This window comes from Pelagibius sp. CAU 1746 (assembly GCF_039839785.1).
Classification (GTDB): Bacteria; Pseudomonadota; Alphaproteobacteria; order Kiloniellales; family Kiloniellaceae; genus Pelagibius.
Genome location: NZ_JBDOQT010000001.1, coordinates 1651778 through 1672057, shown reverse-complemented (window position 1 = coordinate 1672057; position 20280 = coordinate 1651778). Strand labels below are relative to the sequence as shown.

Here is a 20280-nt window from a genome sequence, read left to right as displayed (position 1 = left end):
ACAGCCTGCCTGCGCGCCGCCCTGCTCACGGCAAGGGAAGCACGTGGCCGCCATCTATGGTCAGCACGCTGCCGGTCACGTAACCGGCGCCTTCCCCGGCCAGGAAAAGCAGGCCTGCGTCGAGGTCTTCCGGCCGGCCGAAGCGTTTCATCGGAATTTTCCGGCGCATTCTCTCGCCTGCGTCGCTTTGCAGGAACCCCCGGTTCAGATCGGTCTCGATATAGCCGGGGGCCAAAGCATTCACGCGAATGTTCTGCTGCGCCAGCTCCAGGGCCAGAGCCTTGGTCATCTGGATGACGGCGGCCTTGGAGACGGCGTAAGCCGCGACCTGCCCGGCCACGCGCAATCCCAAGATGGACGCGACGTTGACGATGCAGCCGCCCGCCCCGGTCTCTGCAAGCTTGCGCGCAAAGGCCTGCGCGCAATGCCAGGCGCCCGTCAGGTTGGTGTCGATAACCTGGTTCCAATCGTCGTCGGAGTGATCGAGCGCCTTTGCCGACAGCGCGATTCCCGCGTTGTTGACCAAGACGTCGAAACGGCCCATGCGCCGCCATGCGTTCTCCAGGCCCTCCGTCACCGAGGCCACTTCGGTCACATCGATGCCGACCGCCTCGCACCTGCGGCCCAGCGCCTCGATTTCCTGCGCCAGGTCCTTCAATCTCTCGGTCCGCCGCGCCGCGGCCACCACGTCGTAGCCGGCCTTCGCCAAGGTCAGGGCGAAATGCCGGCCGAGCCCGGAAGACGCGCCCGTCACGACGGCGACGCGACCCGATGGGTTCTGCGAAGCTTCCTGCGTCATGCGCTCTCCTCCAACACTCTCTCTCGCAGCACGAACTTCTGGACCTTGCCCGTCGAGGTCTTGGGCAGCGGGCCGAACACCACCCGGCGCGGAACCTTGAAGCGCGCCAGATGATCGCGGCACCAGCCGGTGACCTGCTCTGCGGTGAGAGCGCCGTCGGCGCCCGGCTTCACGGCGACGAAGGCGACCGGCGTCTCGCCCCAGACCTCGTCGGGCGCGGCAACGACCGCCGCCTCCATGATATCCGGATGGCGATGGAGGCATTCCTCGATTTCCAAGGACGAGATGTTTTCGCCGCCGGAGATGATGATGTCCTTCTCCCTGTCCTTGATCTCGACGTAGCCGTCGGCGTGCCAGACGGCGAGATCCCCCGTCATGAGCCAGCCGTTCTTGAACGCCTTGCGGGTCGCTTCGGCGTTCTTGAGATATCCCTTCATGACGGTGTTTCCGCGGATCATCAGCATACCCAGCGTCCGGCCGTCCCGCGGCACCGGCTCGCCGCTGTCAGGGTCGGCGACCTGCTGGGCGGCAACCCCCACATGGGGTACCCCCTGGCGCGCCATCTTCTCGGCCCGCTTTTGCAGCGGCAGCGCCGCCCAATCGTCCTGCTCGATACAGATCGTGGAGGGCCCGTAGGACTCCGTCATGCCATAGAGGTGGGTCACGTGGAATCCGAGCCGCTCGATGCCGGCAATGACCGCAGAGGGCGGCGCCGCGCCTCCCGTGGCGACCTGGACGGTATGGGGGAAGTCCCGCTGCGCCTCCTCGGGGGCGTGTATCAGCAGGTTCAGGACGATCGGAGCGCCGCTCATATGCGTAACGCCGTGATCGGCGATGAACTGGAATATCCGCGCGGGGTCGACTTTGCGCAGGCAGACATGCGTGCCGCCGGCTGCCGTGACGGCCCAGGTATGCGTCCAGCCGTTGCAGTGAAACATCGGCAAGGTCCAGAGGTAGACGCTGGCGGGCGTCAACCCGAAGGAAATGACGTTGCCCAGGGCATTCAGATAGGCACCGCGATGATGATAGACGCTGCCCTTCGGGTCGCCCGTCGTCCCGGAGGTGTAGTTCAAGGCGATCGCCTCCCATTCGTCGCTTGGCGGCCGCCAAGCGAAATCCGGATCTCCCCCGGTCAGGAAGGCCTCGTAGTCGCAGGCGCCCAGAAGTTCGCCGGAGCGGTCTTCGGGGTCGTCGATATCGATGACCAGCGGCGCCGTCGAAGCCGCCGCCAAGGCGGGCGAGGTGGTCGGCGAGAGAGACCGGTCCGCGATCAGGACCTTGGCGCCCCCGTGCTTCAGTATGAAGCCGACGGTGGCCGCGTCCAGGCGGGTATTGATCGCGTTCAGCACGGCGCCGATCATCGGGCAGGCATAGTGCGCCTCCAGAAGCGCGGGCACGTTCGGCGCGAACACGGCGACGGTGTCCCCGCGGCCGACCCCGGCTTTCTCGAGAGCCGACGCGAGGCGCCGCGCCCGTTCCCAGAAGTGCCGGTAGGTCAGCCGCCGATCGCCATGAATGACGGCCACCTTGTCGGGCCAGATCAGAGCCGCGCGCTCCAGGAACTGGATGGGGGTCAGCGCCGCATAGTTGGCCGGGCTGCGCTCCAGACCCTGATCGAAATGCCCCGGCAGCGCAGTCGCATTCATCGGGAAAGCCTCCATTTCCTTACTCACGTCAGCCTAGCTCCGGCGCATCTCGACAAGATCGTCCGGCACGCTCGGGTCCAGCGGCAGCTCGAAAGCGCAGCTCACCAGGTCGCCCCGATGCCAGGTTCGTCCCGAGAGGACCGGCCGTCCTTCCTTGTCGAGGTAAACCATCGCGCGCTCCAGCACCGGATCGGACTCCTGGATGCAGAGGACCAGAGCGAAATCCTTGTCGGCGGTGAGCGCGCTCATCCGCCATTGCGCTTTCGACAGGCCGATGCGCTCGCGCAACCTGCCCACGATGCTGCCGCTCGCCACCGCAGGGTCGAAGCCGGCCTGCACGGCGATGTCTTCGGGAATGAGCCGTTCGTCCAAGGCGACGGGAACGCCATTGGCGGAGCGCACGCGCCGGATCTTCAGGACGGCCTCGAGTTGCGGATCGGAAAGCGCGGCTTTTTCCTCGGCGCCGGCCGGCTGAACCTCGAAGCCGAGCACACGCGTCTCCGGCTGCACGCCCGAGAGCGCATACTGCTGGTCGATATCCAGGCTAGGGGACAGCCTCTCGACATAGGCGCTTTCGGTGACGAAGGTGCCGCGGCCGCGATGCCGCACCAGGAGCCCGGCCCCGACCAGGTCGTCGATCGCTTGGCGCACCGTCATCTTGCTTACCCCGAACCGCTCCGCCAGCTCCAGGTCGCTGGGAAAGCGCGCCTCCAGGTCGGACCACGACCTTATCTCGGCGATCAGCGCCTGCCGGATCTGCAGGAACAGCGGAACAGGCGAACTGCGGTCCAGTTGGGTCATGCTCATCAGACTGGGGTCCCGAATTATCTGCTCGACTCTCAAGTCTATAACACTATACTTTTAGGTCTTTCAATATGGAAGCGCTTGCGCAGAGCCAAATTTGCACGTCGAAAGGAGACTCAGGCATGGATGCCTCTATGCTCGAAGAAACGATACAGAACCCCAATCCCTACCCGGTCGTCGCGGATCTGCAGTATGACGACATCTGGCAGCTCTGCGTTCAGGCCCGGGAACTGGCGTGGGATGCCGACGGCGACATCGATTGGGCCGGACTGACCAAAGACATGGCCGAGCTGCCGGAAGATGTCCGCTCCGCGGGCGCCGAGTGGTGGTCGCTGCGCGCCTGGATGGAACACGGCGCGACGCCGTACGGCGCCGAGCGGCTGCGTCAGGCGATCTTCGAGCACATGCCCTTCGAGGTGAAGCAGCACGTGGTCAATTTCATCGTCGAGGAAATGCGCCACCATGAGGCTTCCTTCCGGATCGCCGAGGCCTTGGGCGGCTACCAGCCGTCGCCGCGCAGCGACTACTTCCAGCTCATCATTCCCAAGTTCCACGACGAGAAGGACGAGAGGCAGATGTCCTTCTATGCCGGCATGGCGGTGAACACCCTGTTCGAGCAGCTTTCCGGCGAGCTCCTGACCGCGCGCTACAAGAACGCGAAGCATCCGGAGATCCGCAAGGCCTGCAAGCTGATCCTGCGCGACGAAGCCCGGCACGTTCAGTTCGGACGCATCCTGATGCGCCGCTTCTTCGACACCCTGTCGCAGGAAGAGAAGGCCATGCTGGGCGCGAAATTCGCGAAGAAGCTGCGTGGCAGCCTGCTGAACGGCGTCTACTCCGTGGTCAACCTGCCGCAGGACGAACGCAAGCGCTCGGCCCAGGCCAGAACGCTGGCGGCGGAATACGGCCTTGGGGCCACCCATCCGGACGAAGAAGTCGAGGTCATCACCCAGGCTCTGAAGCAGATCCGTGAAGACGTCGCTCCTTACGACGTTCCGATCCCGCTGATCCCCGAGATCGAAGGCGACGGCCCCCAGAAGGGATCCCTGGCCGCGGAATAACCCTCAGCCCTGAGATCCGGTTGCCGCCGCCTGCTCGAGAAGTCTTCACGCGCGGGCGGCGACGACCTCCACCTCGACCTTCAGCTCCGGCTTGACCAGGGCCGACACGAAAACGAGGGTCGATGTCGGGCGGAAATCCCCCAACACCGCCGTGCGAACCGAACCGTAGGCCGCGAGATCGGCGGGGTCGGTGAGATAGGCCGTCATCTTGACGATATCGCCGATGTCCATCCCGGCGGATTCCAAGATCGCCTCGATATTCCGCCACACGATACGCGCCTGACCTTCCGCATCCGGCGGAACGCTTCCATCGTCGGCGATGCCGACCTGCCCCGAGACGTGCAGAAGCCGCGCATTGGGCGGCGTCTCCAACCCGTGCACGTAGGCCCCGATGGGCGCGCCGATGCTGGCGGGATTATGAGCCTTCGAAGTCATTTTCGAGTTTCCTTTCAAGAACGGAAAAGCCGCCGGCGCGCGGTATTGCGCTCCGGCGGCTCATCAAAACAACGCGACCGCCTACAGGTTGAGGTGAGGCTGCCGCCCCCCGGTGGGGTGCCGCATGTGTTCCAGAATAACGCGGATCTCCGCCATGGAAGCCGGCCGCGGATTGACTTTGAGCTGGCCGCTCTTGCTCGCGCCTTCCGCCACCAGGTCTCTTTCCGCATCGCCGGGAACGTAATCGTCAAGCGAGAGGTCCAGCCCGACGCGGTGCCGCAGGGCGGAAAGCCCTTCGGCCGCGTTGGAGCCGCCGAAGATGCCGGCCAGGACTTCTCCCTTGTCGCCCAAGGCGGGATCGTTGAACGCCATGCTCCACGGCAGCGCCAAGGCGTTGGCCAGTCCGTGAGGCACATGATGCAGCGCCCCCAGGGCACCGGCGATCGCGTGGGCGAGGCCCAAGTGCGCGGAATTGAACGCCACTCCCGCCTGCATCGACCCGATGAGGCATTCCCCCCGCGCCGCGATGTTGCCGGGCTCGTCGAAGACCACCGGCAGCGACCGCGCGAGCAGTTCCATGGCTGACCGCGCCAGGGGATCGGTCATGACGTTCGCAACCTTGGAGGTGAAAGCCTCCGCCGCGTGGGTGACGGCATCGTAGCCGGCAGCCGCCGTTACGTGAGGCGGCGCGGTCACACCCAGCTCGGGATCCAGCAAGGCAAGCCGGAAGCCCATGTTCGCCGAGCGCAAAACGGCCTTGTAGTCGGTGCCGACCTTGGCGATGACGGCCGACTCCGACACCTCGCTGCCGGTCCCCGCCGTTGTCGGCACGGCGACGAAAAGGCTTTCGTGCGGCAGCATGGGCATACCCATGGCGCCGACGATGTCCTCGATGGGGCCGGGGTTGCTGACCAGCATCCGGGCCGCCTTTGCCGTGTCCATCGCCGATCCGCCGCCGACGGCGACGATCAGATCGGCCTCGGCGTCGATCAGGGCCTTGCGGGCCGCGTCCACGGTGTCGGTGTCCGGCTCGTGCTGCGGGACCGCGTGGAAGCTCGGCGAGAACTCCTTCAGGCTCTCCGCCAGGCGGTCCTGCACCGGGCCGCCCAGGAAGAAAGCATCCATCAGGACAGCCGCCTTGCGGCGCTTCTCCGCTGCGGCGATCGCCGGCAGGTCCGCCAGGCAACCCGGGCCGTACTGGATGCAGTGGGTGGAATGAAAGAACTTGAATGCTGTCTGCATCTCGATCCTGCCTAGTTGCTGATGTCCATGATCACGGCTTTCTCCTGAAGGAAGGCATCCAGCCCCTCAACGCCGAGTTCGCGCCCGTAGCCGCTCTTCTTGTACCCACCGAAAGGTGTTTCGATGCCCACCACCGCAGGCGTGTTTACGCTGACGCTGCCGGCTTCCAGCCGGGCGGCCACCCGGTGGGCCCGGCCGACATCGCGCGTCCAAAGCGTGGCGGCCAGGCCGTAGTCGCTGTCGTTGGCCAGCGCGATGGCGTGTTCCTCGTCTTCCGCCCGCAAGACGGCAAGCACGGGGCCAAAAACCTCCTCGCGCGCCAGGTCGCTTTGCGGGTCGACGCGGTCGAACAAGGTGGCTTCCACATAGGGGCCCGTGACATCGGCAGCACGACCGCCGCAGATCATCTCCGCGCCGTCGGCCGCCGCTTTCTCGCAGATTCCCAGGATGCGCTGCTGCGCAGCCGCGTCGATCACCGGCCCCAACTGCGTCGCCGGGTCCAGGACATCGCCCGCCTTGAGCCCGCGGGTGACGGCAGCCAGCCTTTCGACCACGGCGTCCGCGTTCCGCTTCGTGACGATCAACCGCGTCCGCGCCGCGCATTTCTGCCCGGCGTGTCCGAAGCAGCCCGCCACCGACGCCGGCACGGCCCGGTCCAGGTCCGCATCGTCAAGGATGACGGTTGGCGACTTCCCGCCCAGCTCCAGCGTCAACCGCTTGATGCCACCGGCCGCCTCGCGCGCCACTTCGGCGCCGACCTCGGTGGAGCCCGTAAAGCTCACCTTGGCGACGTCGCGGTGGCGCACCAATCCCATTCCCACGGCGCCGCCCGGCCCCGGCAGGATGTTGAGCACGCCCCGCGGCAGCCCCGCGCGCTGCGCCAACTCAGCAAAGAGCAGCGCCGTCAAGGGCGTCAGGCTGGCCGGCTTGACCACCACGGTGTTGCCCGCCGCGAGCGCCGGCGCAACCTTCCAGATCATCAAGAGCAGCGGAAAGTTCCAGGGAACGATCAGCGCGCAGACCCCCAGCGGCTCGCGCCTCACATAGCGGTGCAGACCGGCCGGCGACGCCACGACACGGCCATCCACCCGCTCGGCGCAGCCGGCGAACCAACGCAGCGTCATGACCGCCGAGTAGATGTCGATGCGCGCGTCCGCCAGCGGTTTGCCGGCGTGCTGCGCTTCCAGTGCGATCCAGGAGTCGGCATCGGCGGCCAAGAGGTCGGCCATGGCGGACAGCGCCTTGGCCCGGTCCGCCGGCGCCAAATCGCGCCAGGCCGGCCAGGCCGCGCGGGCGGAGTCCACCGCCGCATCGATGTCCGCGGCAGCGGCGGATCCCACCTCCGCCAAGGATTCCCCCAACTGCTTTCCGACAACCATGAAGGGGGCACCTTCGCCACGGCGGAACTCTCCATCGACGAAGATGGTTCCGTTCGGATAGCGAGACATCAGATTCTGCACACCGGTTGCAGACGCGTTTACAGACATTCACAACACTCCGCTATGCGCCGTTGCTATCCAGCTTGGCGCTCTAGGTCTTCAATCAGGGACAGGACAACCGGCAGCGGCCGGCAGTCGCGCAGCAGCTCGGCGACGAGCCGGCGATGTTCCGGGTCCGTCTTCAAGGTCTCCGCGGTGATTTCCGGATGACCCTGCTTGTTCAACGCCTCGATGGCGATCCGCATGATCTGGACATCCATCGGCCCGGCGCGCAGCTCGGTTTCCTCCGGGAAGTCGCCGCCTTCGAGCGGGGGAATTTTGGGGTCTGTCATCGTCTGTCACCTTTCCCAAGGAGAACCAAAAAGTGGCCGACCTAGAGCGCGGACGCCCCTGACGATGCCGCCGTGAGCGTGGCTCGCACTCTAGGTCGCTGTGGTGATGGCTAAGCGCCGGCAGCCTTTTCTCCGAAGGCCGCGACCGGCCGGGCGAGCCCGGCCGGCACCCGCTTCGCCTCCGAGAACGTCACTTCGTCTCGACGATCGCCTCGATCATCGACATGCCGCCGACGTTATCGGCATAGGAGGCCCAGAAAGGAGCCATGGCGGCCTGCCACTCGGCGATGTCCTGCTCGATCACCTTGGCTCCGCCTTTGATCGCCTGCTGCAGGGCGGCTTCCTGCTCGGCCGCGGCAAGCTGGTTGAAATAGGGAATCGCCTCGGCGGCGGCGGCTTCGAGGGCCGCCTGCTCCTCGGCGTCCAGGCTGTCCCAGAAGCTCTGGCTCATATACATGACGCCCAGCGACCAGATATGCGAGGTGCGGGAGAAAGCGGGAACCACTTCGTACAGCTTCAGCGCGTTGTATCCCGACATGGTCATGTCCATGAAGTCCACGACGCCCGTTTCCAGGGCATTGTAGGACTCGGTGATCGGGATCGGGGTCGGGCTGGCGCCTAGGGAATCCCAGAGCGCGATATGAAGCGGGCTCTGCAGCACGCGCATCTTCTTGCCGTCGACGTCGGCGGGCCCGGTGATGGCTTCCTTCGAGATCACGTTGCGCGAACCGTAGGTGATGAACCCGAATGCCTTGAAACCCTGCTCGGCGAACAGCGATTTGAACCTGTCGCCGACGGGACCGGCCATGACGGCGTCAATGTGAGCCTGGTCGCGGAACATGAACGGCATGTCGAAGAGCGCCGCGGCGGGGACCCAGGTGGTCATGTTGGCGAGCGTGGAGATGCCGGCCTGCAGCGAGCCGAGGCGGACCCCCTCTACTTCTTCCTTCTCGCCCCCAAGCGCGCCGTCGGGGACGACGTTGAACTTCAGCTTTCCCGGGGCCTCTTTCTCGACCAGATCCTGCATCTTCAGCCAGACCTGACCTTGCGGCTTGTCGATCGAATAGATACTGCCGACGGTGATCTGCTTGGGCGCCGCTTCCGCTAGCCCTTGGGTTCCCATCCCAATCGCCAGGGAAGCCGCGGCCGCGAGAGCCACCGAAACCAAGCCTTTCCTTGTAACATCCATTCTTATGCCTCCGATTAGGGTTCTAGTTTGAGCAATCTGAACTCGCTTGCGCCGCTACCCTTGAATGAGCCAACCGAGACCGAGCGAAACCGCCGGCACATAGGTCACCAACAAGAGAGCGAGGAGCAGGACGCCGAGCAACGGATACATCACCCGGAACACCTCATGGACGGGCGTCCCTGAGATCGATGAAGTTATGTAGGCCAGCATGCCGACCGGCGGGGTCAAGCCGCCGAGCATGAGGTTGACGACCACCACAAGAGAGAAGTGGATCGGATCGATGCCGAGCTGCACCATCAGCGGAAGCAGCAGCGGCGTCAGAATGAGGATCGCGGCCCCGATGTCCAGGAACATCCCGAAGAACAGCATCACCAGGTTAGCGAGCAGCAGAACCAGATAGGGGTTATCCGAAAATCCGGTGATCGCCGTCGCGAGACTCTGGGGAATCTGCTGGGTGACGAGGATGAAGGTAAAGGGAGCCGCCGCACCGATGAGGAGGCCGACCATCGCGGATTCGACGGCCGCGGTCCTGAGAGACTTCCAGAGTTCCCCGAAAGTGAAGCTGCGATAGACGAAGAGACCCAGGACAAGGGAATAGGCCACCGCCAGAACGCCGGCTTCCGTCGGAGTCACAACGCCCCCGCGAATTCCCCCGATGATCACCACGCCGAGGCCCAGAACCGGCAGGGCCTCGATGCCCGCCCGGCCCCGTTCGGCCCAGCTCGCGCGCGCGTTCGCCGTGCCGTAGCCGCGCAGGCGCGCGATCACGTAGATGCTCAGCATCAGGCTTCCGGCCATCAGGATGCCCGGCCCCACGCCCGCCAGCCAAAGGCTGCCGACGGAGAGATTGGCGACCGAGGCGAGGATCAGCAGGGCGATCGACGGCGGAACGATGTTCGGCAAGGTGGCCGAAGCGGCGGTGACGGCGCAGGCAAAGCCCGGCGAATAGCCGTGGCGAATCATCTGCGGGACCAGGAGCTTGGAGCCCAGCGCCGCCTCGGAATAGCTGGAGCCGCTGATGCCGGCATAGAACGCGCTGGACAGCACGTTGACCTGGGCGAAACCGCCGCGCAGGTGCCCCACCAGCCTAAACGCGAAATCCATCAGCCGGGTGGTCAGCCCGCCGATGTTCATCAAGGCGCCGGCAGCGATGAAGAACGGGATGGCGAGCAGCAGGAACTTTGACGACCCGTTGACCATGTTCTGAACCACGGCGGCCGGCGGAAGCGTGCCGCCGGCGGCGTTGGCCATGAAGGCCGCGAAGATCATCGCGAAAGCCACCGGCGTGCCGATCGCCATCGATCCGAGAAAGGTCAGAATCATGATGCCGGCTGGGCTCGCGCCGCTCAGGCTGATCGGACCGCCCGGCAACATCGCCCAGTAGAGCGCGAAAGCGACGACGATGCTCGCCGGTCCACGCCAAACGCCGCGGCCTTCGTCGAGGCCCTGCAACGCCAGATAGACGAGCCCCAACCCCGAGGTGATGGGAATCAAGGCGAACTTCAGCCACGTCGGCAGCCCCAGGACGTAGTTCATGCCGCCGACCGCCGCGACAAGCTTGGTGCCGCCGAACAGAAGCATGATCGTCGCATAGGCCACGATGATGTCGACGATGAAGCCGACGGCGGTCTGCGACCTTTCCGGCAAGGACTTGACCACGACGTCGATCGCGAGATGGCGCCGCCCGCGATGGGCCAGCGGCACCGCCAGGAAGATAACCCCAATGAAGAGCCACTGAGCGGACTCGGCGGCCCAGGGCAGCGAGTTGCTGAAGAGATAGCGCCCCACGACATTCGCAAACACGATGACGATCAGGCTGATAAGCGCGCAAGTGGCCGTCGCCCCGATCACGGAATCGAGGACGCCCAAGGTCTTGCGGGCCAAACGCCTGGCCGCGGGCAGCGCCTCCTCGCGCTCCTCCCGCGCCTCGGCGAGGTTACCTGTCTCTACGATTTCATCGACCAACGGCATAGCCCAATCCTCCCCGCGGATTCGCCGCACCGCGCAGGCGTCCATCCGGATCGCGAGCTACTGCGCAGAGGCGCCCTTCCGACCAATCTTCGGCAACCGACAGGTCATGACCTCGCCGGCGCAATCCCTCCTGAACCTCATCGGCGAACCGCCCTTCGACGACGAGCCTGCCAGGAGACGCATGGCGCGGATAGAAGGAGTTCGGAAAATGCTCGCTATGGAAAGCAGGCGCTTCGATCGCTTCCTGCAACCCCATGCCGTGGACGAGATGGCGGATCAGGAACTGCAGTTGCCACTGGTCCTGCTGATCGCCGCCCGGCGTTCCACACGCGAGATAAGAGCGCTTCTGACCATCGAGCACCAAAGTGGGCGTGAGGGTCGAGCGCGGCCGCTGGCCGGGGACAAGTCCCGACGGCGCATCCGGATCCAGCCACATCATCTGTGCGCGGGTCCCCAAAGGAAAGCCCAATTCGGGAATTGCGGGAGAAGACTGCAGCCAGCCTCCCGAAGGCGTCGCGGAGACCATGTTGCCTTGCGCATCGACAACGTCGATATGGCAGGTATCGCCGCTGATGCTGCCCTGATAGCCCAGCTTCTCGATGGACTGCACCGTCGGCTCGCCGCCGCCGTAGGCCGACAGCAGCCCCGCATCGCGCTTTCGCAGGCAGGCCGCCCCGTAATCGATCGGCCGGCCACAACCGGCGATCGCACCCGGGCGCCAGCTATTATCGGCATCGTCGCCGATCTGGCTCCTCCGCTCCGCCGCATACTCCGGCGACAGCAGCCGGGCCATCGGGACACGCGCATTCAGGGGGTCGCCATAAAAGACTTCTCGGTCGGCAAAGGCCAGCTTGATCGCCTCGACAAGCCGGTGGACGAAGAGATCGCCGAGCGGATCCAACTCCGCCATTTCATCGAAGGGAAGCAGCGTCATCGACTGCAGCAAGGCCGGGCCCTGGGTCCAGGAATCGCACTTCAGAACCTCGAAGTCGCCGTAGCGGAGCGACAGCGCGGGCTCCACGGTCGCCCGCCAGCCGGCCATATCCGAACCGCGCAGCGCAGCGCCGTGCACCCGTCCCGATACGTCCATGACCTCGGTCTGCCGGCAGAAGCGATCGATCGTCTCGGCGACGAAGCCGTCGGACCAGGTGGCGCGGGCGGCCTCGATCTGGCGCAGACGGTCCGAACCGGCCGACTCGGCTTCGCGCAGCAGGCGCTGGAAGAACTCGAAGAGAACCGGATTCGACAGGGTCTCGTCCGCCTGTGGAACCTTGCCTCCAGGCAGGAAGGTCGCGACGGAGCTCGGCCAATAGCGCTCGAAAATGCCGGCGGCGGCATCCAAGGTCGCATGCAACCGCGCATCGACGACTATGCCGCGGCTCAGATAGTCGAGACAGGGCTCCAGCACGGTGCGCAGAGGCAGGGTGCCCTTTTCCTCCAGAAGCAGCATCCATGCATCGAAGGCGCCGGGGACGACGGCGGGCAGCAGGCCCGTGCCCGGAATGATGTCGAGCCCGAGGCCGGCAAAGAGCTCCAGCGTCGCGGATTCCGGCGCCGGCCCCTGGCCGCAGATCGCGGCCGACTCTCCGCTGCGGGCATCGTGGAAGAGCATCGCGACATCGCCGGCCGGGCCGTTCAAATGCGGCGCCACGACCTGCAGGAGGAAACCTCCCGCCACTGCCGCGTCGAAGGCATTGCCTCCCAGTTCCAGCATTCTCAAGGCCGCCTGACTTGCAGGCGCGTAAGTCGAAGAGGCTACGCCAAACCAACCATGGATTTCCGGACGCCTAAGGATCACTCGCTCACCTTCCCCATCCCGCCGCCGGCCTGACGCCGGAAAAAGAGCGGGAGAACTAGAAGATACCAATAAGGTACCTTTCGATGCCTTTTAGTGAACCATTATGGGCATCGAGAGTCCGTGCTGTCCATGGAAAAAGTGCCGGAACTAGAAAAGAAGGTTGCTCTGAACCCGCGACAGGTGTTCGGCAATCGCTGCGCTTGCAGCCTCCCCATCGCGTGCAACCAGAGCCTCTACGATACGCTCGTGATGCTGGTGATAGACCCGGCGCCTCTCGTCCGTGAGCCCCTTCCGCCGGAGCCCGCTCCAGGCTTGGGATTGCCTCGCCCGGTAGATCCCTTCGAGGATGCCGATCAGGTACTGGTTCTTCGAAGCATGGGCTATGGCAAGGTGCAGCTGGTTGTCCCAGTGCTCGAACTCGGCCATCGACTTGGACCTGCCGCCGTTGTTCAGAATCGCCTGAATTGCCTCGAGTTCCCGCTCACTTGCGCGAAGAACGACCAGTCTTGCAAGCAATGGTTCAATGAGCAGCCGTGCCTCCATGACCTCGGCCGGATTGATCGACTTGGCGTCGATCTGCGCTTCCCCGGCGCTGCCGGGAATCGACTTCACGAAGGTGCCGCGGCCGACTTGCCGCCGGATCCAGCCCTCCGCTTCCATCTTGGCGAGAAGCCGGCGCACGGTATTCCTGCTGACGCCATAATCCTGCGCCAGTTCGCGTTCGTTCGGCAGCTGGGTGCCGATCGTCCATCCCCCTTCGCGAATATGACCCTCAATGGAATCACGCAGCTTTTGAGCGGCCTTGCGCGCTTCCTCGCGAACGGACATCGGCGATTCCTTTTCTATACCATATGTGAACCAATTTAATTGTGGCTCACAACGCTGGAATGATCAAGGGCGCATCCTTTTATATTTCTGATCGTGCGGCCAGGCCGCGGGGGCCGTCGCGGCGAGGTGTACTTGGCTCAGTTTCTCAGCGGCTTGCCGGTTTTCAGCATATGTTCCATCCGGGCGCGCGATGCGGGCAGGCTGACGAGCTTCAGAAACGCCTGGCGCTCCAGCGCCATCATGCCCTCCTCGGTCAGGCTTTCGCCGGATTCGGCAGCCTTTCCGCCCGTCAGTACGAAAGCCAGGACGGCTGCGATGGTTTCATCCGTCTCCGTCAACCGCCCAGCGGCAACGCCCTCGGCCACCGGCACCAGAAGGCCGCCGCAGGCCGACGGCTCGAACGCCGGAAGAGCGGCTTTTGGCGGCGGGGCATAGCCGGAAACGAGCGAGAGCGCCTTGGCCTTCGCCGCCGGTAGCAAGTCTTCGCGGTGCATCGTGATCCCGTCCCCCTTCCGCAGAAGCCCCAGGCGCATGGCCTGGCGCGCCGAAGAGGCGACCGCGCCCGAGCGGATCAGGTCGAACACCGCCGCGAGCACCGCAGGGGGCCGCTCGCCGTCCGCGCCCTCGAGCCCGCGCAAAAGCAACTGCGTGCCGCCGCCCCAACCCGGAATCAGGCCGACTTTCGTTTCGGGCAGGCCGGCATTCAATTCGGCATGGGCGACACTTGCATCGGCATGCAGCATGAACTCGCAGCCTCCGCCGAGGGTGAAACCATGAACCGCGGCGACCACGGGAACCGGAAGATACTTCATGCCAAGAAAGAGCCGCTGGCCACGGGCGAGGTAGTCTTCGAGCGACAACTCGTCACCGCCATCCAGAAGTTTCAGGATGGACGACAAGTCGGCGCCGGCGGAGAAAGCGCGCCTGTCGTCGTTTCCGAGCACCAGGCCCTGGAAATCCCGCCCCGCTCTCGCCAGCGTGTCCTCGAGGATGTCGAAGACCTCCGGCGCGAAGCTGTTCATCTTCGAGGTGATCTCGAAGCACGCGATGCCATCGCCGAGATCGCGGAGCCGGGCGCCGGCGTTTCCGATGATCTGCGCGTCTCCCGCGAGCAGCGACGGCGAGGCGGACGCGGTCCGGCCGTCACCGCCGGTCAAGAGCGCACCGTCCTGCGAGTAGAAACCCTTCTGCGCCGCCGCCGCCAGCAAGGGCGACGGTCCGGCCTCGGACGACAGGCGCTCCACCGCCGGGACCTGTAAGCCGATGCGGTCCGCCATGCGGAACGGGCCTTCCCGCCAGGAGTATCCCAGCTCGATGGCGGCATCTATCGACCCGACATCCTCCGCGATTTCGGGCCCGCAGGCCGCCGCGTAGGCCAACACCTCGGAGAACAGGGACGCGGCATAGACACCCAGGCGGCCTTCGTCCGCCAGCAGAGCCGCGACATCCCTGCCGCCGCCGGGCAAGTCCTTGGACGCAACGGCCGCGGCGGGCCGGTAGGCGCCGCTGACCAGGTCCAAGGCCTCCCGGCGCCCCTCCTTTCCTTTGCGGTAGAACCCCTGGCCCGTCTTGCGGCCGTGACGGCCTTCGGCGATAAGCGACCCGATCAGCGGACTGCCCGGCAGGTCGAAGCGGCGAAAGCGGTCCCCCGCCGGCACGGCCTGCATAAGGCTCCCCCAGATGGCCGGCACCAGGTCGATACCGATAAGGTCCATGAGACCGAAAACGCCGGTCCGGGGAACTCCCAACGCCGCATTGACCGCATCCGCCTCTTCGACGGTCAAACCGAGGCGCGCGGCCTCCAGGACGCCGGCGGCCAGCCAGTAGCAGCCGATGCGGTTCGCGATGAACCCCGGCGTGTCGCGGCACATCACCGCAGACTTGCCGAGCAGGCTGCGCGTCGCGTTGGCCACCCGGCGCACCAGGTCGTCCGAGTTCTCCGGTCCCGCGACGATTTCGACCAGCCGCATTACGCGGGGCGGGTTGAAGAAGTGCGTTATGACGAAGTCGGCGGCAAAGCGATCGCCACCGGCCGCGACGAGCTCGCGGCGCGGGATCGTGGAGGTGTTGGAAGAAACGATCGTGCCGGGGCGCCGCACCGCATCGATCTTGGCATAGAGGCTGCGCTTGATCTCCAGGTTCTCCACCACCGCCTCGACAATCCAGTCGGCCTCGGCCAGCCGGTGAAGGTCGTCCTCGATGTTCCCGGCCCTCAGCAGCGCCGCGCCTTCCTCGGCCATGAAGCCATGACTCTTGAGCTGCCGCGCGATCCCCGCTTCCGCCGGCGCGTTCCGTCCCCCCGCCTTGCCCGGCACGTCAAGCAGATCGACGGCAAGCCCCGCATTCGCGAACTGCGCGGCGATTCCGGCGCCCATCGCCCCCGCGCCGATCACCGCCGCCCGTCGGATCCCGGTTTCTTCAACGCCAAGCGCCGGCCGGTAGGGTGAGGAAGACTGGGGCATCGATATCTCTCCAAAACGATTTCGAACGAGTTCCAGGCGCAAGTCCCTCCCCGCGGCCGGGTACCCCCGGCTGCAAAAACGGCCAGCCCTGTGAGTTGGATTACTGGTTGCGCCGGCGGCCCTGCAGGAGGTCGAGAACCGCGTTCGCCGCCTCCAGAATCGTGGTCCCGGGGCCGAACACCGCGGCCACGCCCCGGTCGGTCAGGAACTGGTAGTCCTGACGGGGAATGATGCCGCCGACCACGACGATGATATCGCCGCCCCCGTGAGCTTTCAGGGCCTCCAGCAACTGCGGGGCGAGGGTCTTGTGCCCGGCGGCCAGCGAAGAGATCCCAACCACCTGAACGCCGCCCTCGACCGCCATGGCCGCGGCCTCCTCCGGCGTCTGGAACAGCGGGCCGCTGATCACGTCAAAGCCGACGTCGCCGAAACCGGACGCAATGAGCTTGGCGCCCCGGTCGTGGCCGTCCTGGCCGATCTTGGCGACCATGATCCTCGGCTTCGCGCCCAACCCCCGGGTCAGCGCGCCGACGCGGCCGATCAGGTTCGCGTACTCCGGATCGTCCTCGCAGGCGGCGCCATAGACACCCTTCACCACCACCGGCGTCGCCGAGTGGTCCCCGAAAACGGCGCGCAAGGTATCGGAGACCTCCCCGACGGTGGCGCGGGCCCGGCAGGCTTCGACCGCGGCTTCGAGTATGTTCCCCTCCTGCCCACGGGCGACATCGCCAAGGCGGACAAGCGCGGTTTCGACCCGGCGGGCGTCGCGGCGCTGCCTGACGTCCTTGAGTCTCTCAACCTGCGCCCGGCGCACGGCATCGTTGTCGATATCGAGAATGCTGACCTCATCCTCGGTATCCGCCCGGTACTTGTTGACGCCGACGATGACCTCCTCGCCGCGGTCCACCGCCGCCTGACGTTGGGTCGCCGCCTCCTCGATCAGACGCTTGGGGAATCCTTCGTTCACCGCCTTCGTCATCCCGCCCATCGCCTCGATCTCCTCGATCAGCGACCAGGCGGCATCGGCCAGATCCTTCGTCAGAGACTCCACATAGTAGGAACCGGCCAAGGGATCGACCACCTTGGTCACGCCGGTTTCGTGCTGCAGGATCAACTGCGTATTGCGGGCGATGCGAGAGGAGAACTCCGTCGGCAGGGCGATGGCCTCATCGAAGGAATTGGTGTGGAGAGATTGGGTTCCGCCCAACACCGCGGCCAGAGCCTCATAGGCGGTGCGCACGATGTTGTTGTAAGGGCTTTGCTCCTGCAAGGAGACGCCGGAGGTCTGGCAATGCGTCCGCAGCATCATGGATTTCGCCTTCTTCGGCTGAAACTCGCCCATGATGCGCGCCCATAGAAGACGGGCGGCGCGGAGCTTCGCGGCCTCCATGAAGAAGTTCATTCCGATGGCGAAGAAGAACGACAGGCGCCCGGCGAAATCGTCGACGTCCAATCCCTTGCGCAGGGCGGCCCGCACGTACTCCCGGCCATCGGCGAGCGTGAAAGCCAGCTCCTGAACCAAGGTCGCCCCGGCCTCCTGCATGTGATAGCCGGAGATCGAAATGGAGTTGAACCTCGGCATCTGCTTCGCGGTGAACTCGATGATGTCGGCAACGATCCGCATCGACGGAGCCGGAGGGTAGATGTAGGTGTTGCGGACCATGAACTCCTTCAGGATATCGTTCTGAATGGTCCCGGAAAGGTCGGCCCGGGCGACTCCCTGCTCCTCCCCAGCGACGATGAAGCTGGCCAGAACCGGAATCACCGCGCCGTTCATGGTCATCGACACCGAGACCCGGTCCAAGGGAATGCCGTCGAAAAGGATCTTCATATCTTCGACGGAATCGATGGCGACGCCCGCCTTGCCGACGTCGCCGACCACCCGCGGATGGTCGCTGTCGTAGCCGCGATGGGTCGCAAGATCGAAGGCGACGGACACGCCCTGCTGTCCCGCGGCCAGAGCCTTGCGGTAGAAGGCGTTGGAGTCCTCCGCCGTCGAGAAGCCGGCGTACTGCCGGATCGTCCAAGGCCGGCCCGCATACATGGTCGCCCGCGGCCCACGGACGAAAGGCTCGAACCCCGGCAGCGAGCCCAGGTGCCCGGCGTCCCGAATGTCCTCCGCGGTATAGAGGGGCTTGACCGTAATTCCCTCGGGCGTGCGCCAGAGCAGGCCGTCGGGCGACGCTTTCAACTCGGCTTCGGCCAGCTTGCGCCAGTCCGCGGCGTTGCCATCCTTCATCGTCCCTGCCTCAAGCGAATTCCATGATCACTTCGTCGACGGCGAGACTCGCCCCGGTCTCGACGGCGACGCGTTTCACCGTCCCCTGACGCTCCGCGCGCAGCAGGTTCTCCATCTTCATGGCTTCGACCGTCGCCAGGGCCTGCCCCACTTCCACCGCGTCCCCTTCTCGGGCATGGAGCTGCGTGATCACGCCCGGCATCGGGCAGAGCAGCATCCTCGATCTGTCCGGGGGCACCTTGACCGGCATCAACTGCGCCAGTTCCGCCACGCGCGGCCGGCGGACCTGCGCGGTGGCATCCACGGCGCGCCAGCGCAGGCGCCAACCTGCGCCGGCGGGCGTCGTCTTGACGCCCATCCAAGTGCCCCCGACCTGAAAGGCGGCCTGCCGGCACCCGGGCCGCCAGTCGCTCAACACTTCGAGTATCCCGTCCTCGCCGTCATCTCCGAAGGCAACCGACAGTCCGCCAGGACACTCCCTTACCGTCACTTCGAAGCGGGCATCCAGAAGCGCGATCACCCGTGCCGGGCCGATTGCGCGGGCGCGGCGGCTCAAGCTTCCGGCGATCTGCGCGTCCCGCCGCTCCGATACATGCTGGATCCAGGCGGCGACGGAGGCGAGACGCCGCAGTTCCTCGGCACAGGGCCGGCGGTTCTCGAAGCCTTCGGGAAACTCCTCCGCGATGAAGGCCGTCGTCAGGTCTCCTTGGCGGAAGGGTTCCCGGAGCATGACTGCCGACAGGAACGGCAGGTTGTGGCCGATGCCCTCGACCTCGAAATCGTCCAGCGCCTCCGCCATGGCATCGATCGCGGCCGGGCGGCTCGGAGCCCAGGTGCAGAGTTTGGCGACCATCGGATCGTAGAACATGGAAATCTCGGCGCCCTCGAACACGCCGGTGTCGTTGCGGACCACCGCGCCGCTGTCCCGCACGCCTTCGGCCGGCGGGCGGTAACGGGTCAGCCTGCCGATGGACGGCAGGAAGTTGCGGTAAGGGTCTTCGGCGTAAATACGGCTTTCGATGGCCCAGCCGTCGAGCATCACGTCAGCCTGGGAGAGGCTCAGCCGCTCGCCTGCCGCGACCCGGATCATCTCCTCGACCAGGTCGATCCCGGTGATCAACTCCGTAACCGGGTGTTCGACCTGAAGCCGGGTATTCATCTCGAGGAAATAGAAGTTCCGATCGCCGTCGACGATGAACTCCACCGTCCCGGCCGAGAAGTAGCCGACCGCCCTGCACAGCGCCACGGCCTGTTCGCCCATGGCCTTGCGCGTCGCAGGATCGAGAAAGGGAGAGGGCGCCTCCTCGATTACCTTCTGATTCCGGCGCTGGATGGAGCATTCCCGCTCACCCAAATAGATGAGGTTTCCGTGGCGGTCCCCCAAGACCTGAATCTCGATATGGCGCGGCCGGTCGACGAACTTTTCGACGAAGATCCGGTCGTCGTCGAAGGAGGCCCGCGCTTCGTTCCTGGAGGCCTCGAAGCCTTCGCGCGCGTCCGCGTCGCTCCAGGCAATCCGCATCCCCTTGCCGCCACCGCCGGCGGAGGCCTTGATCATTACCGGATATCCGATGTCGCGCGCGATCCGCAGCAGCTGATCGACGTCCTCGACCACACCCATGTGGCCGGGCACCGTGTTGACGCCGGCCGCGGCGGCAATGCCCTTCGAGGTGATCTTGTCCCCCATGGCCTCGATGGCCGCGGGCGGAGGCCCGACGAAAATGACGCCGGCCGCCTCCAGCGTCTTGGCGAAAGACGCATTCTCGGACAGGAAACCATAGCCCGGATGCACCGCCGTGGCGCCGGTCGTCTTCGCGGCCGCCAGCAGGCGCGCGGCGTCGAGATAGGACTGACTAGCCGGCGGCGGGCCGAGATGCACGGCCTCGTCGGCCATCCTGACATGCAGCGCGTCCCGATCCGCGTCGGAGTAGACGGCCACGGTCGCGATGCCGAGCTTCTTGGCGGTCCTGATGATGCGGCAGGCGATTTCGCCGCGATTGGCGATCAAAAGTTTTTCGAACATTCACGTAAGCTC

At 65.6% G+C, this 20280-nt stretch carries 15 protein-coding genes; 1 reads left to right on the top strand and 14 read right to left on the bottom strand.

The window, feature by feature from the left end; all coding sequences use genetic code 11:
* Nucleotides 1-25 precede the first annotated feature (25 nt).
* Genes AAFN88_RS07880 through AAFN88_RS07870 form a run of 3 tightly spaced genes read right to left on the bottom strand, consistent with a single transcriptional unit; the run spans nucleotide 26 to nucleotide 3252 of the window.
* Nucleotides 26-799 carry a glucose 1-dehydrogenase gene (locus tag AAFN88_RS07880; RefSeq protein ID WP_347519624.1) on the bottom strand — a complete coding sequence of 258 codons (774 nt, stop codon included), beginning with the start codon at nucleotides 797-799 and terminating at the stop codon, nucleotides 26-28.
* Nucleotides 796-2445: an acyl-CoA synthetase gene (locus tag AAFN88_RS07875; protein WP_347519623.1), complete on the bottom strand. Its 1650-nt coding sequence runs from the start codon at nucleotides 2443-2445 to the stop codon at nucleotides 796-798. The genes AAFN88_RS07880 and AAFN88_RS07875 overlap by 4 nt, the downstream gene beginning before the upstream one ends.
* Before the next feature lie 33 nt (nucleotides 2446-2478).
* Nucleotides 2479-3252 carry a GntR family transcriptional regulator gene (locus AAFN88_RS07870; RefSeq protein ID WP_347519621.1) on the bottom strand — a complete coding sequence of 258 codons (774 nt, stop codon included), beginning with the start codon at nucleotides 3250-3252 and terminating at the stop codon, nucleotides 2479-2481.
* A gap of 119 nt (nucleotides 3253-3371) precedes the next feature.
* On the opposite strand from AAFN88_RS07870, the gene AAFN88_RS07865 reads away from it, so the two are divergent.
* Nucleotides 3372-4310 carry a hypothetical protein gene (locus AAFN88_RS07865; RefSeq protein ID WP_347519619.1) on the top strand — a complete coding sequence of 313 codons (939 nt, stop codon included), beginning with the start codon at nucleotides 3372-3374 and terminating at the stop codon, nucleotides 4308-4310.
* 45 nt (nucleotides 4311-4355) lie between these two features.
* Here AAFN88_RS07865 and AAFN88_RS07860 read toward each other — a convergent pair whose 3' ends face one another.
* The 11 genes from AAFN88_RS07860 to AAFN88_RS07810 form a co-directional block, all read right to left on the bottom strand.
* On the bottom strand, nucleotides 4356-4745 hold the full coding sequence (locus tag AAFN88_RS07860; RefSeq protein ID WP_347519618.1) for a RidA family protein: 390 nt from the start codon (nucleotides 4743-4745) through the stop codon (nucleotides 4356-4358).
* 81 nt (nucleotides 4746-4826) lie between these two features.
* Entirely contained in the window at nucleotides 4827-5987 is a 1161-nt protein-coding gene (locus tag AAFN88_RS07855) for an iron-containing alcohol dehydrogenase (RefSeq protein WP_347519616.1), read from the bottom strand.
* Between the two features lie 11 nt (nucleotides 5988-5998).
* A complete protein-coding gene (locus AAFN88_RS07850) occupies nucleotides 5999-7435 on the bottom strand; it encodes an aldehyde dehydrogenase family protein (RefSeq protein WP_347519614.1) in 1437 nt (478 codons plus the stop codon).
* 65 nt (nucleotides 7436-7500) lie between these two features.
* On the bottom strand, nucleotides 7501-7758 hold the full coding sequence (locus tag AAFN88_RS07845; protein WP_347519613.1) for a hypothetical protein: 258 nt from the start codon (nucleotides 7756-7758) through the stop codon (nucleotides 7501-7503).
* 190 nt (nucleotides 7759-7948) lie between these two features.
* On the bottom strand, nucleotides 7949-8947 hold the full coding sequence (locus AAFN88_RS07840; RefSeq protein WP_347519611.1) for a TRAP transporter substrate-binding protein: 999 nt from the start codon (nucleotides 8945-8947) through the stop codon (nucleotides 7949-7951).
* Nucleotides 8948-9001: 54 nt separating this feature from the next.
* Nucleotides 9002-10918 (bottom strand): TRAP transporter large permease subunit, encoded by a 1917-nt coding sequence (locus AAFN88_RS07835; protein ID WP_347519609.1) that lies wholly within the window; start codon nucleotides 10916-10918, stop codon nucleotides 9002-9004.
* Nucleotides 10902-12632, bottom strand: coding sequence for a gamma-glutamyltransferase (locus AAFN88_RS07830; protein ID WP_347519607.1), 1731 nt, complete (start codon nucleotides 12630-12632; stop codon nucleotides 10902-10904). The genes AAFN88_RS07835 and AAFN88_RS07830 overlap by 17 nt, the downstream gene beginning before the upstream one ends.
* A gap of 231 nt (nucleotides 12633-12863) precedes the next feature.
* Nucleotides 12864-13544, bottom strand: coding sequence for a FadR/GntR family transcriptional regulator (locus AAFN88_RS07825; RefSeq protein WP_347519604.1), 681 nt, complete (start codon nucleotides 13542-13544; stop codon nucleotides 12864-12866).
* A 137-nt stretch (nucleotides 13545-13681) separates the two neighbouring features.
* Complete coding sequence (locus tag AAFN88_RS07820) at nucleotides 13682-16006, bottom strand: 3-hydroxyacyl-CoA dehydrogenase/enoyl-CoA hydratase family protein (RefSeq protein WP_347519601.1); 2325 nt, start codon at nucleotides 16004-16006, stop codon at nucleotides 13682-13684.
* A 100-nt stretch (nucleotides 16007-16106) separates the two neighbouring features.
* Complete coding sequence (gene scpA / locus AAFN88_RS07815) at nucleotides 16107-18245, bottom strand: methylmalonyl-CoA mutase (protein ID WP_347519599.1); 2139 nt, start codon at nucleotides 18243-18245, stop codon at nucleotides 16107-16109.
* A 10-nt stretch (nucleotides 18246-18255) separates the two neighbouring features.
* On the bottom strand, nucleotides 18256-20268 hold the full coding sequence (locus tag AAFN88_RS07810) for an acetyl/propionyl/methylcrotonyl-CoA carboxylase subunit alpha (protein ID WP_347519596.1): 2013 nt from the start codon (nucleotides 20266-20268) through the stop codon (nucleotides 18256-18258).
* Between the last annotated feature and the right edge of the window lie 12 nt (nucleotides 20269-20280).

Bases quoted from the DNA above. Each gene is read 5' to 3' on its own strand.
- AAFN88_RS07880 (WP_347519624.1), bottom strand. From the start codon at position 799: ATGACGCAGGAAGCTTCGCAGAACCCATCGGGTCGCGTCGCCGTCGTG.
- AAFN88_RS07875 (WP_347519623.1), bottom strand. From the start codon at position 2,445: ATGAATGCGACTGCGCTGCCGGGGCATTTCGATCAGGGTCTGGAGCGC.
- AAFN88_RS07870 (WP_347519621.1), bottom strand. From the start codon at position 3,252: ATGAGCATGACCCAACTGGACCGCAGTTCGCCTGTTCCGCTGTTCCTG.
- AAFN88_RS07865 (WP_347519619.1), top strand. From the start codon at position 3,372: ATGGATGCCTCTATGCTCGAAGAAACGATACAGAACCCCAATCCCTAC.
- AAFN88_RS07860 (WP_347519618.1), bottom strand. From the start codon at position 4,745: ATGACTTCGAAGGCTCATAATCCCGCCAGCATCGGCGCGCCCATCGGG.
- AAFN88_RS07855 (WP_347519616.1), bottom strand. From the start codon at position 5,987: ATGCAGACAGCATTCAAGTTCTTTCATTCCACCCACTGCATCCAGTAC.
- AAFN88_RS07850 (WP_347519614.1), bottom strand. From the start codon at position 7,435: ATGTCTCGCTATCCGAACGGAACCATCTTCGTCGATGGAGAGTTCCGC.
- AAFN88_RS07845 (WP_347519613.1), bottom strand. From the start codon at position 7,758: ATGACAGACCCCAAAATTCCCCCGCTCGAAGGCGGCGACTTCCCGGAG.
- AAFN88_RS07840 (WP_347519611.1), bottom strand. From the start codon at position 8,947: ATGGATGTTACAAGGAAAGGCTTGGTTTCGGTGGCTCTCGCGGCCGCG.
- AAFN88_RS07835 (WP_347519609.1), bottom strand. From the start codon at position 10,918: ATGCCGTTGGTCGATGAAATCGTAGAGACAGGTAACCTCGCCGAGGCG.
- AAFN88_RS07830 (WP_347519607.1), bottom strand. From the start codon at position 12,632: ATGCTGGAACTGGGAGGCAATGCCTTCGACGCGGCAGTGGCGGGAGGT.
- AAFN88_RS07825 (WP_347519604.1), bottom strand. From the start codon at position 13,544: ATGTCCGTTCGCGAGGAAGCGCGCAAGGCCGCTCAAAAGCTGCGTGAT.
- AAFN88_RS07820 (WP_347519601.1), bottom strand. From the start codon at position 16,006: ATGCCCCAGTCTTCCTCACCCTACCGGCCGGCGCTTGGCGTTGAAGAA.
- scpA (WP_347519599.1), bottom strand. From the start codon at position 18,245: ATGAAGGATGGCAACGCCGCGGACTGGCGCAAGCTGGCCGAAGCCGAG.
- AAFN88_RS07810 (WP_347519596.1), bottom strand. From the start codon at position 20,268: ATGTTCGAAAAACTTTTGATCGCCAATCGCGGCGAAATCGCCTGCCGC.